We start from the raw sequence: 17,250 nt of genomic DNA, 5'->3' as shown, positions 1-17,250 counted from the left end.
GTATCTTTGCGCGCAAGAAACGATATTACAATGACACGAGCTTAGCGACTGCATTAGACCGTTAATAAACAATAAAACAAATGAATTATTTTTCTTCTGATTTTAAATTGGGAATTCTAGGTGGTGGACAACTAGGTAAAATGTTGTTATTTGACACACGTAAGTTTGACATTCAAACCTATGTTTTAGACCCTAGTGAAGACGCCCCAAGTAAAGTAGCTTGCAATCAATTCTTCCAAGGAGATTTGATGGATTTTGAAACCGTTTACAATTTTGGAAAAAAAGTCGATGTATTGACTTTCGAAATTGAATTGGTCAATTTAGAAGCCTTAGAAAAATTAGAAGCCGAAGGATTGCCTGTTTATCCTTCACCAAAAACACTTCGTTTGATTCAAAATAAAGGGGTTCAAAAAGATTTTTATACTGCAAATAGTATCCCAACAGCAGACTACAAGCGTTTTCCTGACTTAAAAGCTTTGCAAAAAGCAGTGGAAAGAGAAGAAGTCTTGATTCCGTTTGTATGGAAATGTACCGAATTTGGTTATGACGGAAACGGTGTAAAAATTATTCGTGCTACTTCGGATTTTGAGAATATGCCTAACGTAGAATGTATTGCTGAAGACATGGTTCCGTTCAAGAATGAATTGGCCGTTATTGTGTGTCGCAATCCGTCTGGCGAAATCAAAACCTATCCAGTGGTCGAAATGGAATTTCACCCAGAAGCCAACCAAGTGGAATATGTGATTTGCCCTGCTCGTATAGACGATGCCGTAGCCGAAAAAGCCAGAGCCATCGCATTGAATGTGTCAGAAAAATTCAACCATGTGGGATTATTGGCCGTTGAAATGTTCCAAACCGAAGACGACCAAGTAATCGTAAACGAAGTGGCTCCTCGCCCACACAATTCGGGTCATTATTCTATCGAAGCGAGTTATACTTCCCAATTTGAAAATCATTTACGCGCCATATTAGACTTACCATTAGGAAATACCGACAGTAAAGTCGCTGGAATCATGGTAAATTTAGTGGGTGCCGAAGGTTTTTCTGGAAATGTGGTTTATGAAAACATCGAAACTATCTTAGGATGGAACGGTGTAACTCCTCATATTTACGGTAAAAAACAAACACGCCCTTTTAGAAAAATGGGACACGTAACCATCGTCAACGAAAACATGTCCGAAGCCCGAAAAATAGCTGAGGAAGTGAAGAATACGATTAGAGTGATTAGTGGTTAGTAAAATCAGTTTTCAGTCACAGTTTTCAGTTTAAAAGCATAAATGTTTTTTAATTAGATTTGTAAAAACACAATACATGAAAATTTTAAAATTACATATCGATCAATTTAGACATTTAGAAAATCTAGATTTTGATTTTACATATCAAACTGGCAAACGAAAAGGTCAAATTTTAGACAAGATATGTTTCATTGGACAAAGTGCTACTGGTAAAACTGGTTTATTAGAATCGATTTATGAACACATCTCAAATATTAAAAATTTAGAATTAATCGATAATATGTATTTAGCAGGATTAAATAATCCTGTAAAAAACATAAATGGAGAAATTAACATTTTATTTGGCAATGAAGTTCTTAGCCTAAAAAATAAACAAATTATTTTCAAAGGTGAAAAATACAAATTTGAAAATAAAGGGGGAACAGTAACTCCCTTAATTCCTTATCAAGATCAAAATGATATTTTTTATTTTAAAGCTAATTTAATATCAGACAAAAACATTGAGATATTTACAAAAAGCCCTATTGATCTTTTTGAACAATATTATTCTGATAAAAATATTTTTTTAAAAAAAATTGGACAAAAAAAAATTGACCTTACCGAATTCGGTACAATATTTAACGATGAAGTCGATACTAAAATTTGGATTTCTCTCATTGAAGACATTCTTGAATATAGAAAAAACTTTACTCAAAAAATGTCTGAATTGATTCATAAAGGTTTACTTGCAGATACAAAAAAATTAAGTACTGAATTTCAAAAATGGCAAAAAGAAAACACAAATGTTTTAGAATCATTTGCAGAAAAATTCAATCCCATTCTTGAAAAATTAAATTTAGAAGTTGATTTAGTAAATACCGAATATTCTATTCCAATTAAAAACAAAAAGACTGACGAGATAATCCCTATCCAAAACACTAGTACGGGAACCAAAGGATTGTTATTGTCATTCTTGCCTTTATTCAAATTAGACACCAAAGATTCCATTATTCTAATTGACGAACCTGAACGTTCCTTATATCCTGACATGCAAATGGACTTAATGGATCATTATAAAAATCTTGCGCCTGAAGCCCAATTTATCGTCGCTACTCATTCGCCATTTATAGCTGCTTCTTTTGAAGCCGACGAACGTTTTATTTTGTATTTTGATGAAGACGGAAAAGTAGCTGTTCGCAGAGGAAGTTCACCAATTGGTGATGATCCAAATGATATGCTTGAAAATGATTTTGGCATTAATTACATTAATAAGTTTGGGCAAGAAAAGTATGAAGAATATTTAGAATTGAAGCAACAAATCTATTTTGAAAAGGACGAAACTAAAAAGAAGAAGATTTCAGAGAAATTAGAAAAATTAGGAGAAGAATATAATTTCTAAACTATGAAACGAATTTTTAAAAATCCTAATTCTGAAATTATTCAAAATAAAATTATCTACAAAAAAACAGATAATAAAAATCTAAGTGCTATTCTTCTTAAAGAGCAAAAGAACTTCTGCGCTTATACAGAAGAATATATTGGTTATAATGATGCTGTTGATATTGAACATTTTAATCCAAACTTAAAATATACCAATAAAGATTCTTACCAAAATTGGTTTATGGTTAAACATAAACCTAACAATTTAAAAAGAACCAATTGGATTGAACCTATTTTATACCCAACAGCAGAAGATTTTGAAACTCGTTTAATCTATTTTGACGGTTACTTTTTACATCAACCTGAAGACATTGAAACTAAAAATCTAATCGATTTACTAAATCTTAACGATGAAATTTTTGTAAAAAACAGAAAAAAATATATCGAAAGAAGAAAAGACCGAATCAATGAACGAAATATTCTAGCTGAAGATTATTTCAAAGAAAAAATAAACTACGAAATAGATTCTATAAAATATTTAAGAGCCATCCAAGAAGAATTTAATATCAACATTTGGGACATGATCCCACAACCAAAATAAACAAAATAAAAACATGAGCAAAGTAGCCGTAATCATGGGAAGCATCTCCGATATGCCCGTAATGCAAGATGCCATCGATATATTAAAATCATTTGATATTGAAGTAGAAGTGGATATCGTATCCGCACATAGAACTCCTGAAAAATTATTCGATTTTAGCAATAATGCCCACAAACGCGGTATTTCGGTAATTATTGCAGGTGCTGGTGGCGCTGCCCACTTGCCTGGAATGGTGGCTTCGATGTCGCCACTACCTGTTATTGGTGTCCCAGTAAAATCAAGCAATTCTATTGACGGATGGGATTCGGTTTTGTCCATTCTGCAAATGCCAGGCGGTGTTCCTGTAGCAACAGTCGCTTTGAACGGTGCTAAAAACGCTGGAATCTTAGCTGCTCAAATTATAGGAAGTGCTAATACGGAAATTTTAAACAAAATCGTGGCTTATAAATTAAGCCTAAAAGAAGCGGTTATCAAGGCTTCGGAAGGATTGAAATAAATAAAAAAATAGTATTCAGTGTTCAGTTTTTAGTATTCAGTTCTAATTAGGTGTGAACACTAAAAATAGAACACTGACCACTTTAAAAAACTACTAAATGAGCATTTTAACCCAACATTTCGACACCAAACACAATACAGCTCCTTTTTCAAAAATAAAAATCGGCGATTATTTGCCTGCTATTCAAGAAGGAATTACTTTGGCGAAAGCCGAAATTGAAGCCATTGTAAACAATCCTGAAGCGCCTAGCTTCGAGAACACCATCGAGGCTATGGATTACTCTGGAGATATCTTGGACAGAGCTTCTAGTATTTTCTTCAATTTGAATTCGGCTGAGACCAATGACGAAATGCAAAAAATCGCTCAAGAGATTTCGCCTTTGTTATCTGAATTTGGCAATGACATCCGACTGAATCCTGAATTATTTGCTCGCGTCAAAGCGGTTTATGAAGCCAAAGATTCCTTGGACTTAACTCCTGAACAAACTACTTTATTAGATAAAAAATACAAAAGTTTTTCTCGCAACGGGGCTAATTTACCTGAAGACAAAAAAAACAAACTACGCGAAATCGACAAGGAATTGTCGAAATTGAGTTTGCAATTTGGCGAAAATGTATTGGCTGAAACCAATGCGTTCCAAATGCATTTGACTGATGAAAAAGATTTAGCTGGTTTACCTGAAGGGACCATCGAAGCCGCACGTTCTTTGGCGAAAGCCCAAGACAAAGAAGGCTGGATTTTTACCTTAGACCACCCCAGTTATATTCCGTTTATGACCTATGCGGATAATCGTGATTTACGTAAAAAATTAGCGATTGCTTTTGGCGCAAGAGGATTTCAAAAAAACGAATATGACAATCAAGAAATTGTTTTAAAAATTGCCAAACTTCGTTTTGAGCGCGCCCAATTATTAGGTTATGCTACGCATGCACATTTTGTACTGGAGGAGCGTATGGCTGAAAGTCCAAAAAAAGTGACTTCGTTTTTGAATGATATGTTAGCCAAAGCCAAACCCGCAGCCCAAAAAGAGTTTGCTGAATTATCGGCTTTCGCCAAAAAACTAGACGGAATCGAAACCTTGGAAAAATGGGATGGCGGGTATTATTCGGAAAAATTAAAACAACAATTGTTTAATTTGGATGACGAAAAATTGAAACCCTATTTCCAATTAGAAAAAGTCTTGAACGGAGCTTTTACGATTGCCGAAAAATTATACGGACTCACTTTTACTGAAGTATTTGATATTGACAAATACCACGAAGAAGTAATGACTTATGAAGTAACCGACGAAAACAACAATCTAGTGGCTATTTTCTACGCTGACTTTTTCCCTCGAAAAGGAAAGCGTAACGGTGCTTGGATGACTTCGTTCAAATCGCAATATGTGAAAGATGGCGTAAACGAAAGACCGCATATTTCGAATGTTTGCAACTTTACCAAACCTACCGAAACCAAACCGTCTTTATTAACTTTTAATGAAGTAACGACTTTGTTCCACGAATTTGGACACGGTTTACACGGGATGTTGGCCAACACCACTTATCCAAGTTTATCTGGAACCTCGGTATATTGGGATTTTGTAGAATTGCCAAGCCAAGTGATGGAAAACTGGTGTTACGAGCCCGAAGCCTTGGCGTTATTCGCCACGCATTACCAAACTGGCGAAGTGATTCCGCAAGAATATGTTGAAAAAATAAAAGAAAGCGCAAGTTTCCAAGAAGGTTTAGCTACTTTACGCCAATTGAGTTTTGGATTACTAGACATGGGCTGGCACGGACAAAACCCAACAGCGATTACAGATGTAAAAGCATTCGAAACCGAACAGTTCAAAAACACTCAATTATATCCAGATGTAGCCGAAAACGCCATGAGCACAGCGTTCTCACACATCTTTCAAGGAGGTTATTCATCAGGTTATTACAGTTATAAATGGGCCGAAGTTCTCGATGCTGATGCCTTTGAACTTTTCCAAGAAAAAGGGATTTTTGACAAAGAAGTGGCTACCAAATTCAAAGAAAACATTCTCTCCAAAGGAGGCACTGAACCACCAATGGAATTATACAAACGCTTTAGAGGTCAAGAACCCAAACCAGATGCTTTGTTGAAGAGAGCGGGATTGTTGTAGAAATTAATTATAACCAAAGTACATATAGCTATAATATGTATATTTGTATTTAAAAAAAGCTACTAATATGAGTGATTTTGCAGGTAAAGGTAATAGAAGACCACAACTAGATATAAATATTAATCTAATAGAGGTTGATAATAAAAACCCTAGACTTGTTCCGTATTTAGAAAACCCAAATGAATCTTCTCAATTTGATTTGATTTCAGTGCTCTATGAAAATTTTGACACTGAAGTTGTTGCTATGTCATTAGTTGAAAACGGATACTTTGATGAAGAACCGATAATTGTAGTACCAAATAAAATTCCTCCTACATTTTCTTTTTCTAATTATCCAAACCCAGATGATTTAGCTGGTGCATTAAAAAATTTAATCGACAATGATGAGATTAGTTTTACTGTAGTTGAGGGAAACAGAAGAACATCTGCAATAAAACTAATAACAAATATAAAATTAAGAAAAGACTTAGGCATAGATAAATTTTACCCTAAGACTGAGAATGAATCTATAATATTCGATATTTCAAATATTCCTTGTATTATTTATGAAAAAAGAAAAGATGTATCATCTTATCTTGGAGTAAGACATATAGCAGGGTTACTTAAGTGGGAAGCTTTTGCTCAAGCTGCTTATACAGCAACTGTAATAGAACAAGAACTTGAAAATGGGCTTTCAATTGCAGAATCTATAAAACAAGTTCAAAAAGTTGTAGGTGACAGATCAGACAAACTGAGAAAACAATATATAACCTATAAATTATACTTAGAAGCTAAGGAAAATTTAGAATTCAATGTTCGCCCAATTATTAATAAATTTTCATTGTTAACTGTTGCATATAATTCAGCTTCAATAAGAGAATATCTAGGAGTTGAAGCTTATTCTAAAGTAGACTTGGATTCAGAATTAATTACTTCTGATAAATCTGAGAATTTCAAAAATATACTAACTTGGATATATGGTAATATAGACACCAATGAACAACCCGTTTTAACTGATTCTAGAAATATCACAAATACTTTAAGCCATGTAGTTAAAAAACAAGAGGCTATTGAATATTTGATAAAATACAAAGATTTAAATGGTGCATATGAGAGAACAAATGGAGAAAGAGAATATCTATCAAAAAAATTAACCGATGCAAGTAGAGCAATGCAAGAATCTTTAAAATTTGCCTACAAATATAAAAATGACACAGAATTATTAGATAAAGTTTCTGAAATTGAACACCTCATTGAAGCACTTAAATCTAATTTATCATAGTTATGTCTGAATATATTGGTTTTAAAACAGGTAGAGAAATTGAATGGTTAGAGTTAAATTTACTTAAAAACAATAAAACTTTAAGTAAATCACTAATTTGTAGCCTAAGTGGTGAAGACGAAACAATTGTTGATGAATGGATAAGTATATTAGAATCACGAATTTATTTATATAAAAAACCTATTTATACTATTTCAAACAACAAAATAACACCAAATTACTCTTGGTCTGAAATTCCTGAATATTTTTTGTGCCTATATTATTCTTACAATGGTGCGAAAGATAAAACTAACGGCACTTCCTTATTTGAAAAAATATCCGCACAAGCATTAAAAAACTTTTTAAATGGAGAAGTTTTTATTTTAGGTTTTCCTTCAGGTAAAAGTTTCAATGATTATTTAGACGATATAGGAAATACATGCTATGAAGATAGAGTTTTACAAGCACATCACACTTATAAAGATGACGGAGTGGATGTTATTGGTTATAAGCTTTTTGACGATAATAGAAGTTCAAACTTATATGTATTATTACAATGTGCTGCGGGCAAACATTGGGGAGCTAAAAAACCTATCAATATGAATAATTGGGGACTATACATTAAATGGTATAGAGAAAATATTATTCAGTCAATTTCGACAGTGGAATTTGTCGAGAATACAACATGGAAAAAAAGCACTTCTGCCTTTGGAATGTTAATTGACAGACTTAGGATATATAATTTTTTATATGAAAAAGATGTTGATACTGCTTTAAGAGAAGAAGTATCCAAATGGTGCAGTGATAAAATTAATGAGGGAATATGAGGTTTATTGACTTATTTGCTGGCTTAGGAGGATTTCATGTTGCCTTAGAAGAACTGGGACATGAGTGTGTATTTGCCAGTGAAAAAAAAGAACATTTAGCTAAACTATATGAACAAAATTTTGGCATTGATGTAAACAGGGATATTACAAAAGTTAGAATTGAAGAAATACCCCATTTCGACATTTTGTGTGCTGGATTTCCATGTCAGCCATTCTCAAAAGCGGGGGATCAATTAGGCCTGGAAGATGAAAGAAACGGCAACCTTTTTGACAAATTAGTAGAGATAATAGATTATCACAAGCCAAAATATTTTATTTTAGAAAATGTAAGAAACTTAAAAAGTCATGATAATTTCAATACTTGGAAGTATATAAAGGATAAACTAGAGAATAAAATAAAATATCATATTGATGATAAAATTTTATCCCCACATAATTTTGGAATTCCTCAACATAGAGAAAGAATTTTCATAATTGGTTCAAAAAATGGCTTAAATCACTTTAATTGGCCTGAAAAAAAAGATTCTACAAAATCCGTTTTAGATTTTTTAGAAAAAACACCTTCAAACTTTACTAAACTTGAAGATGAAAAAATTGAAGTTTTAAAATTATGGCAAGAATTCATTAACTGCATCCCATTAAACGACAACCTTCCTAGTTTTCCTATTTGGAGTATGGAATTTGGTGCAACTTATCCTTTTGAAGATGAAATTCCTTTTAGAACTCCAGATTATACTTTAGAAAATTCAAAAGGGAATTTTGGAATTCCATTAAAAGGAATGACTCGTGAAGAAAAATTTAACAATTTACCTAACTATGTTAAAAAAAATCAACTTGACAAAAAAACAAAAAAACCAATACCTTTTCCAAATTGGAAAAAACACTACATTAGAAGTAATAGAGCCTTTTACGAAAAATACAGAACTGAATTAGAACCCGTAGTTGAAAAAATAAAAAAACTAGGGGTATCAAGTTGGCAAAAATTTGAATGGAATGTTCAAGGAGGAGAAAGAGATCTATCAAAATATATAATACAATTTAGAGGTTCTGGAGTTAGAATTAAAAAAACTGATTTTTTCCCCTCATTAGTAACAGTTAGTACTCAAATACCAATAATAGGATGGGAAAATAGATATATCACTTCATCCGAAGGAGCTAGAATTCAATCATTAAATGGAATCTCTTTACCAAAAAATTTGGGTAGTTGTTTTGGTGCTCTTGGGAATGCTGTAAATGCTAATTTAGTAAAAATAATTGCCGAAAATTTAATTAATGATTTAGACAATAACAATCCAATTGAAACAGTAAATCAATTAGTTGAAAACAGTTAATATAAAAGAAAACATTCTCTCTAAAGGAGGCACTGAACCACCAATGGAATTATACAAACGCTTTAGAGGTCAAGAACCAAAACCAGATGCTTTGTTGAAAAGAGCGGGGTTGTTATAGAAATTAAATACAGAATACAACCCGAAGTAGAAATGCTTCGGGTTTTTTATTTCAAAAACTCCCTAAAATTATCTGCTGTAACAACAGTAAAATTCCCTGAATAATTATCTGAAAACGCCTTCGGCAGTTTTGCTTTCTTAGCTTTCCATTTTATTTCAAAAGCATTTACTTCATCGGCAACCACCTCTACATAATCCACTTCTTGTTGCTGGGTAGTACGCCAAAAATATGGTTTGGCATTCCGATTTTCATAACTTAATAATTTAATTCTTTCGGAAATTAAAAAATTCTCCCAAAGTGCCCCTTTGTCTTGTCGGAACTCTAAAAAATTAAAATTTCCAATCAACATATTACGAACCCCAGTATCATAAAAATAGATTTTTTTATTGGCTTTAATCTCGTTTCTATGGTTTCTGGTAAAACTATTTAGTCTAAAAATCACAAAGCTTTTTTCGAGTAAATCAATATAATTACTAACTGTATTTTTATCCACTCCTACAAGTTGGGCGATTTCATTATAACTCACTTCGCTTCCTATTTGAAACGCTAAAGCCTGTAAAATTTTCTCCAAAACTTCGGATTTCCGAATCCCAGCCAAGCTCAAAATATCTTTATACAAATAACTCGACACTAAGTTTTTAAGAATTTCATATTCATTTCCTAGATTATTAATCACATCAGGATACATCCCATACAACATTCGAATTTCCAATTGTTGTTGCGCTTTTATATAACCAACATTTTTTTCAAATTCATTCCACGAAATAGGATACAAATGGTATTCAAACTTTCGTCCTGTAAGCGGTTCTTGTGTCACATGATTGATATCAAAAGCAGACGAACCACTTACAATCACCTGAACATCTTTGATTTGGTCAACAATGATTTTTAATTTCAAACCAATATTGGGTATGCGTTGTACCTCATCAATAAAAACATATTTATAGTCACCTATTATATTTTTTAACGTTTCGGTATTCGCATTCGACAAAGTTTCTACCACAACAGCATCATCTCCATCAAGAAACAAAAAAGGAATCCCTTTTAACAACTCATGAACCATAGTAGTTTTTCCTACTTGACGAGGTCCTATAAGTACAATTGCTTTCCCTTTATTGAGTCGCGATGTTATATTAGAAGTTAAAAACCTATGTATCATTTGTTTAATTTTAAAACAAATGTACAAAAAAAACATTCTATTCACCAATTTAAGGTATTATTTGGTGATTATGTTCACCAATTTAAGGTATTATTTGGTGATTATGTTCACCAATATTAGTCTTTTTAAAGTAAAACTACCATCAACCACCAAAGAATCGGGATGCTTTCGACCCAAAAGGACGAATAATACTTAGAGCGTTTTTCGTTGGCAAAAATCAAAAATAAAGCCAGCAAAACAACCAATATCACATTGACGACTAACTGCTTTTGGATAAAATTAGTTTTTAAAAACTCTAAAAAATAAAACGGAAGCAACAATAACAAACCTAGAATTTTGGTACGCTTCACTCCTATTTGTTGCGGAACCGTTTTGAGGTGTGGGTCGTCCTTGGTTAAATCGATAATTTCAAAAACCAAAATCAAGTTAAAGACTAATACAAACCGTTGAATGCATTTGATAAAAAAATCAAATCCTAAATCCTGATGCGCATTCACCAAGGGCAATAGCAAAGTCACTCCCACCCAACATAAAGCCACTATATAAATCTTCACTCCCGCCCAGTTGCGAGCGTTTTTACGGTTTGGAAAAAAAGGTAAGGTATACAACAAAGTCAACAACAAAACCCCTATTGCTACCAACTGCGTATTGCGTTCCAACTTGAAAAAATAATAACCAACCGCCAAAAACGAAATAAAACTCAAAAAAGCAATCAATTTCAATTCGTTACGCATCATTCTTTTTTTGGCACGAGCCAAAGCATCGTATTTCACAAAGTTATACCCCACTATAGTTCCAAAAAACGAAAATAAGGCAATGGGGACATCATATGGAATCCCAAACATGAATTGTGTCATTCGTACCAATGCATAGACCGATAAAGCCACGTGAATACTGGATTTGAGGTAAAAATCAAAAAGGGCCTGAATACGAATCATCTAACAAAAATAATCATTTCACCAAAATGTTTATAAAATCCTTTTACCCAAATAAAATGAATCCTAAAAAACAACGATTTAAAACGGAATTATGTTTATTTTTGCGCCACAAAAAAACAACCTTTTTACATTTAAATGAAATAAGCATGAACTTGGATTTCTAAATGAAACGAATGAAGTGCTATGCTAATTCCATTTTCCGATTAAAAACAGATACTATCTACAAATGAAAACAGATGCTTTTGCTTTAAGACACATAGGTCCTGAGGAATCAGACCTACAACAGATGTTGAAAACAATCGGAGTTGAGTCAATTGACCGACTTATTTACGAGACACTTCCAGATGATATTCGTCTAAAAGCACCTTTAAATTTGGATCCAGCCATGACGGAATATGAATATTTAAAACATATTACGTTGTTAGGAAGCAAGAACAAAATGTTCAAAACCTATATCGGTTTAGGATACAACCAAGCGATTGTTCCTGCCGTAATCCAAAGAAATGTTTTTGAAAGCCCAGGATGGTACACAGCATACACACCTTACCAAGCAGAAATTGCTCAAGGTCGTCTAGAAGCTATCTTGAATTTCCAAACTACGGTTATCGAATTATCAGGAATGGAAATTGCTAATGCATCCCTTCTTGATGAAGGAACAGCAGCAGCCGAAGCTATGGCATTGTTATTAGATGTTAGAACTCGCGAACAAAAGAAAGCAAATGTGTGCAAATTCTTTGTGTCTGAAGAGATTTTACCACAAACCTTATCTGTTTTACAAACACGTTCTACTCCAATTGGCGTAGAATTAGTAGTAGGAAATCACGAAGAATTTGATTTCTCCGAAGAATTTTTCGGAGCTATTTTACAATACCCAGGGAAATTTGGACAAGTAAACGACTACACTGATTTCATTGCAAAAGCAGCTGAAAACGATATCAAAGTAGCAGTTGCAGCTGATATTCTGAGTTTGGCTAAATTAAAACCTCCAGGAGAAATGGGAGCTGCAGTAGTTTTGGGAACAACACAACGTTTCGGAATTCCGTTAGGTTATGGTGGTCCTCATGCTGCTTATTTTGCTACCAAAGAAGAATACAAACGTAGTATGCCAGGAAGAATCATCGGTGTAACCGTAGATACTGACGGAAATCGTGCGCTACGTATGGCATTGCAAACACGCGAACAACACATCAAACGTGATAAAGCAACTTCCAACATTTGTACAGCACAGGTTTTATTGTCGGTTATGGCAAGTATGTATGCTGTTTATCACGGACCTAGAGGATTGAAATATATTGCTACAAAAGTTCACGCATCAGCAGTGACATTAGCAAATACTTTGGCAAAATTAGGTTATGAGCAAACCAATACGGCTTTCTTTGACACGATTGTTATTAAAGCAGACGCTAAAAAAATACGTGAAATTGCCGAAGCTAATGAGGTAAATTTCTTTTATCCAACCGAAAATACCGTTTCTATTTCGTTGAATGAAACCATCGGTTTTGGAGATTTGAACAAAGTTGTTTCTATTTTTGCCGCAGCAAAAGAATTAGCAACCATCACCATCAGTGAATTATCAGAAACACTTCATTTCCCAGAAAGTTTAATAAGAACTTCAAGCTTCTTACAACACGAAGTATTCAATAAATACCACTCTGAAACTGCTTTGATGCGTTACATCAAAATGTTAGAGCGCAAAGATTTAGCATTAAATCACTCAATGATTTCGTTAGGTTCTTGTACGATGAAATTGAATGCTGCTGCCGAAATGTTGCCATTAAGTGCTCCAAGTTGGAACAGTATTCACCCGTTTGCTCCACTAGACCAAGCGCAAGGATACCAAGAAATGTTATCAAAATTAGAAGAGTACTTAAATGAAATTACTGGTTTTGCAGCAACTACTTTGCAACCTAACTCAGGCGCACAAGGAGAATATGCAGGATTGATGGTGATTCAAGCCTACCACCAATCAAGAGGAGATCACCACAGAAATATTGCTTTGATTCCTTCATCGGCTCACGGTACCAATCCGGCATCAGCAGCTATGGCAGGAATGAAAGTCGTTGTTACCAAAACACTAGAAAATGGAAATATTGACGTAGAAGATTTACGTGAAAAAGCGATTTTACACAAAGACAATTTATCATGTGTAATGATTACGTATCCATCAACACACGGTGTTTATGAAAGTGCTATCAAAGAAATTACTAAAATCGTTCATGATAACGGTGGTCAAGTATATATGGATGGTGCGAATATGAATGCCCAAGTAGGATTAACAAATCCTGCAACTATCGGTGCTGACGTTTGCCACTTAAACCTACACAAAACATTTGCTATCCCTCACGGTGGTGGTGGACCAGGTGTAGGACCTATTTGCGTAGCACCACAATTGGCACCATTTTTACCAAACAATCCTATTATTCCAACAGGTGGTTCAAATGCTATTACAGCAATTTCTGCAGCGCCATGGGGCTCTGCTTTAGTTTGCTTAATTTCATACGGATACATCAAAATGTTAGGTGCTGAAGGTTTAAAATCATCAACAGAACACGCTATTTTGAATGCGAATTACATTAAAGAAAAATTAAGCGGTCATTACGATACTTTATATTCTGGAGAAATGGGGCGTGCGGCTCACGAAATGATTTTAGAATGTCGCCCTTTCAAACAAAAAGGAATTGAAGTTACTGATATTGCTAAACGTTTGATGGATTACGGTTTCCACGCTCCTACGGTTTCTTTCCCAGTTGCTGGAACTTTAATGATTGAACCTACAGAAAGTGAAAACTTAGATGAATTAGATCGTTTTTGTGATGCGATGATTTCAATTCGTAAAGAAATTGAAGCTGCTACAATTGAAGACAAAAATAACGTTCTAAAAAATGCACCGCATACATTAGCAATGCTAACTGCCGAAACATGGAACTTCCCATACACTAGAGAACAAGCTGCTTTTCCATTAGAATACATTGCCGAAAATAAATTTTGGCCAACAGTTCGTAGAGCCGATGATGCTTTTGGAGATAGAAATTTAGTGTGCAGTTGTGCTCCTATTGAAGCTTATATGGAAAGCTAGAATGTATCAGCTTTTCAAATTTAGAGAACACATAAAAAAGCCCCAAATTCTATTTATTTAGAATTTGGGGCTTTATCATTCTACTCTTTGTACTTAAAACACGACTGGGATTCCTGTTACATTGATTTTTTTAGTAATAACTGTACGCTCTTTTATTCGCTTTTCATTAGGTTGCATTCCTCCTACAGAAAATACTATTTCACCAGGAGACAATACTAAACCACTATTGGTTATAAATTGTGCTAACTGTTTAGGCTGAATGGTAAAAGACACTTTCTTAGTTTCAGATGCTTTCACAAAAACCCTTTCAAAACCGATTAACGTTCTATTGGTTTGTTTTTCATCCTCTTTTACATTGGTAAAATACACTTGAACGACTTCATCACCATCCACTTTGGAGGTATTGGTAACAGCTACTTCTATTTTGATTTCATCACCAGCATTAACTGATTCTTTGATAGCCAAATCAGAATATTTAAAGTCAGCATAACTCAGTCCAAAACCGAAATCATACAAAGGATCTCCTTTAAAATAACGATATGTTTTTCCTTTCATACTATAATCGTTAAAAGCAGGAATATCATTAATATCTTTATAAAAAGTAAGAGGCAAACGTCCTGCAGGATTGTAATCGCCAAAAAGTACATCTGCAATAGCTGTTCCTCCTGCTTGACCTGGATACCAAGCTTCAATAATTGCAGGGATGTTTTGATTTTCCCAATTGATGGCAAGAGCACTTCCATTAAGCATGACTAATACCATGGGTTTCCCTAGTTCTTTAATTTTTTTCATCAATCGGGTTTGTGCATCGGGTAATTTAATATCCAAGCGGTCTCCTCCAGAAAAACCAGGAACATGTACTTTCATTTCTTCTCCTTCAAGCATTGGACTTAATCCCATACATAAAACCACCACATCCGATTCTTTGGCTATAGCCAAAGCTTCTTTTCAAGATTATTATTAGGTGTATCCCACAAGAAACGCATGATGGCACGCTCCGTATTATTTTGAACATACTCTAGTCTAATTTTATAAACTTTTTTAGCTTCGAGTTCAACAAATTCATAAATTTTCTTTGGTTCGTGAACGTCTTCTCTTTCTACTACTAATTTATCATCTAAATAGACTTTGATACTTGAGAAAGCCTCACCACCCAATGCATATTTTCCTGACTCCGGAACAGAAATATAACCCGTCCATCTTGCACTGTATTTGTCATAACTCAAATCCTTGAAAGGAGGCGTTGTCTTCCAAGTAAAATCAACTTGCTGATCAACCTGCTTGTGCAAAGGTTCACCGTTCATTTTCACATTTGAAAAATATTCCGCATTTAATCCATTAGTCTTACAACTTGCGTCAGTGAACAAAACAGTAGCAGGAACAGGTGCTAGAGTTGGTAAGCCATCTGCTAGACTACAACCTTGTGCATACTGCACTTGTGCATTAGGCAATTTATTTTGAATCCCTTTGAATGGTGTAATTCCGTTTGATGGATAGCCATTATAGTTTCCTAATAAAACATCTAATTCATTAGCATTAGGTCCAATGACAGCTACTTTTTTAAGATTTTTATTTAAAGGTAAAAGGTCATTTTCATTTTTTAATAGTACCAATGATTTTCTAGCAGATTCAAGTGCTAACAATCGATGCACCTCAGAATCTACAACACTAAAAGGTATTTTCTCAAAAATCACATCCCCTTTAGGAGCAAAAAGACCCAATTTCATTCTAGCAACAATTAAGCGTTCTAAGGAAACATTCAATTCTTCCTCAGTAATTAATTTTTGCTGAACTGCTTTGACTAATGAAGGATAAGAATCACCACAGTTTAGATCAGTACCTGCTTTTACCGCCATGGCACTAGCTTCTTCTTTAGTAGCAACAACTTCATGCGCTCCTTTGTCGTAAAAATCTTTTACAGCCCAACAATCAGAAACAATATACCCTTTGAATCCCCAATCGTTACGAAGCAAATCACTCAAGTCTTTGTTTCCGCAACAAGGCAATCCTTTAAAGCTATTGTAAGCACACATCACCGAATACACTTTAGCCTCTTTGACCACTTTTTCAAATTGCGGACTATAGGTATTAATCATATCAAAGTCATCTGGTTCTGCGTTAAAGCTATGTCTTTCACTTTCGGGTCCGCTGTGTACTACAAAATGTTTAGCGGTTGCTATAATTTTATAATATTTAGGATCGTTACCTTGTAACCCTTTGACAAATTGAACTGCCAATTCTCCTGTTAAATAAGGATCTTCACCGTAGGTTTCCATACCTCTACCCCAACGAGGATCTCTAAAAACATTAATATTGGGTGTCCAAAATGTTAATCCTTGATAAATACCTCTTTTATTTCTGGAGGCAAAATCATGGTGTTTTGCTCTAGCTTCATCTGAAATGGCATCGGAGATTTTAAACATTTGTTTTCTATCCCACATAGCACTCATCCCAATACCTTGAGGGAATACAGTTGCAACACCAGCGCGAGCAACACCATGTAAACACTCATTCCACCAGTTCATTTCAGGAATCCCTAACCTATCGATAGCTGGAGATTCATAAGACATTTGTGAGACTTTTTCTTCCAGTGTCATTTGAGAAACGATAAATTTCGCTCTTTCTTCAAATGATTTAGTTGTGTCTTTATATATTGTTAATTGTCGTTGTGTTTGACAAGAAACAATTGCTACCAATAGTAATATTGATAGCATTGTTTTTTTATTCATCATCTATTCTTCATTT

Annotated in this window: 13 protein-coding genes and 1 pseudogene; 10 read left to right on the top strand and 4 right to left on the bottom strand. The window is 34.1% G+C overall.

What is annotated here, in order from left to right:
* Window positions 1-80: 80 nt before the first annotated feature.
* From ACNH59_RS08305 to ACNH59_RS08265, 9 genes and pseudogenes are all read left to right on the top strand, one after another.
* Complete coding sequence (locus ACNH59_RS08305) at window positions 81-1,235, top strand: 5-(carboxyamino)imidazole ribonucleotide synthase (protein WP_418262083.1); 1,155 nt, start codon at window positions 81-83, stop codon at window positions 1,233-1,235.
* Between the two features lie 76 nt (window positions 1,236-1,311).
* On the top strand, window positions 1,312-2,613 hold the full coding sequence (locus ACNH59_RS08300) for an AAA family ATPase (protein WP_418262082.1): 1,302 nt from the start codon (window positions 1,312-1,314) through the stop codon (window positions 2,611-2,613).
* A 3-nt stretch (window positions 2,614-2,616) separates the two neighbouring features.
* The gene (locus ACNH59_RS08295; protein ID WP_418262081.1) at window positions 2,617-3,195 is read left to right on the top strand and encodes a hypothetical protein; all 579 of its coding nucleotides are present in this window, start codon (window positions 2,617-2,619) and stop codon (window positions 3,193-3,195) included.
* A gap of 13 nt (window positions 3,196-3,208) precedes the next feature.
* The gene (gene purE, locus ACNH59_RS08290) at window positions 3,209-3,691 is read left to right on the top strand and encodes a 5-(carboxyamino)imidazole ribonucleotide mutase (RefSeq protein ID WP_418262080.1); all 483 of its coding nucleotides are present in this window, start codon (window positions 3,209-3,211) and stop codon (window positions 3,689-3,691) included.
* 97 nt (window positions 3,692-3,788) lie between these two features.
* Window positions 3,789-5,816, top strand: a complete 2,028-nt coding sequence (locus tag ACNH59_RS08285; RefSeq protein ID WP_418262079.1) for a M3 family metallopeptidase — start codon at window positions 3,789-3,791, stop codon at window positions 5,814-5,816.
* A gap of 67 nt (window positions 5,817-5,883) precedes the next feature.
* Window positions 5,884-7,077, top strand: coding sequence for a hypothetical protein (locus tag ACNH59_RS08280; protein ID WP_418262078.1), 1,194 nt, complete (start codon window positions 5,884-5,886; stop codon window positions 7,075-7,077).
* A 2-nt stretch (window positions 7,078-7,079) separates the two neighbouring features.
* Entirely contained in the window at window positions 7,080-7,883 is an 804-nt protein-coding gene (locus ACNH59_RS08275; protein ID WP_418262077.1) for a hypothetical protein, read from the top strand.
* Window positions 7,880-9,214 carry a DNA cytosine methyltransferase gene (locus ACNH59_RS08270; RefSeq protein WP_418262076.1) on the top strand — a complete coding sequence of 445 codons (1,335 nt, stop codon included), beginning with the start codon at window positions 7,880-7,882 and terminating at the stop codon, window positions 9,212-9,214. Before ACNH59_RS08275 ends, ACNH59_RS08270 begins: the two co-directional genes overlap by 4 nt.
* Window positions 9,215-9,218: 4 nt before the next feature.
* Window positions 9,219-9,332, top strand: a pseudogene (locus tag ACNH59_RS08265) (M3 family metallopeptidase); the annotation flags it as partial.
* 46 nt (window positions 9,333-9,378) lie between these two features.
* Here the strand turns inward: ACNH59_RS08265 and ACNH59_RS08260 are convergent.
* Together ACNH59_RS08260 and ACNH59_RS08255 are read right to left on the bottom strand one after the other, a co-directional pair.
* Window positions 9,379-10,491 (bottom strand): ATP-binding protein, encoded by a 1,113-nt coding sequence (locus ACNH59_RS08260; protein WP_418262075.1) that lies wholly within the window; start codon window positions 10,489-10,491, stop codon window positions 9,379-9,381.
* Between the two features lie 125 nt (window positions 10,492-10,616).
* A complete protein-coding gene (locus ACNH59_RS08255; RefSeq protein WP_418262074.1) occupies window positions 10,617-11,429 on the bottom strand; it encodes a hypothetical protein in 813 nt (270 codons plus the stop codon).
* 226 nt (window positions 11,430-11,655) lie between these two features.
* Here ACNH59_RS08255 and gcvP point away from each other — a divergent pair, with 226 nt between their 5' ends.
* On the top strand, window positions 11,656-14,505 hold the full coding sequence (gene gcvP, locus ACNH59_RS08250; protein ID WP_418262073.1) for an aminomethyl-transferring glycine dehydrogenase: 2,850 nt from the start codon (window positions 11,656-11,658) through the stop codon (window positions 14,503-14,505).
* A 93-nt stretch (window positions 14,506-14,598) separates the two neighbouring features.
* Here the strand turns inward: gcvP and ACNH59_RS08245 are convergent, their stop codons facing one another.
* A complete protein-coding gene (locus tag ACNH59_RS08245) occupies window positions 14,599-15,444 on the bottom strand; it encodes a glycoside hydrolase family 3 C-terminal domain-containing protein (protein ID WP_418262072.1) in 846 nt (281 codons plus the stop codon).
* On the bottom strand, window positions 15,435-17,237 hold the full coding sequence (locus ACNH59_RS08240) for a glycoside hydrolase family 3 protein (RefSeq protein WP_418262071.1): 1,803 nt from the start codon (window positions 17,235-17,237) through the stop codon (window positions 15,435-15,437). Before ACNH59_RS08240 ends, ACNH59_RS08245 begins: the two co-directional genes overlap by 10 nt.
* Between the last annotated feature and the right edge of the window lie 13 nt (window positions 17,238-17,250).

Origin of the sequence: Flavobacterium faecale, assembly GCF_048320115.1 — a bacterium.
Lineage (GTDB): Bacteria > Bacteroidota > Bacteroidia > Flavobacteriales > Flavobacteriaceae > Flavobacterium > Flavobacterium faecale_A.
The sequence above is the reverse complement of the archived record's forward strand: the minus strand, read 5'-3'. Positions and strand labels throughout refer to the sequence as shown.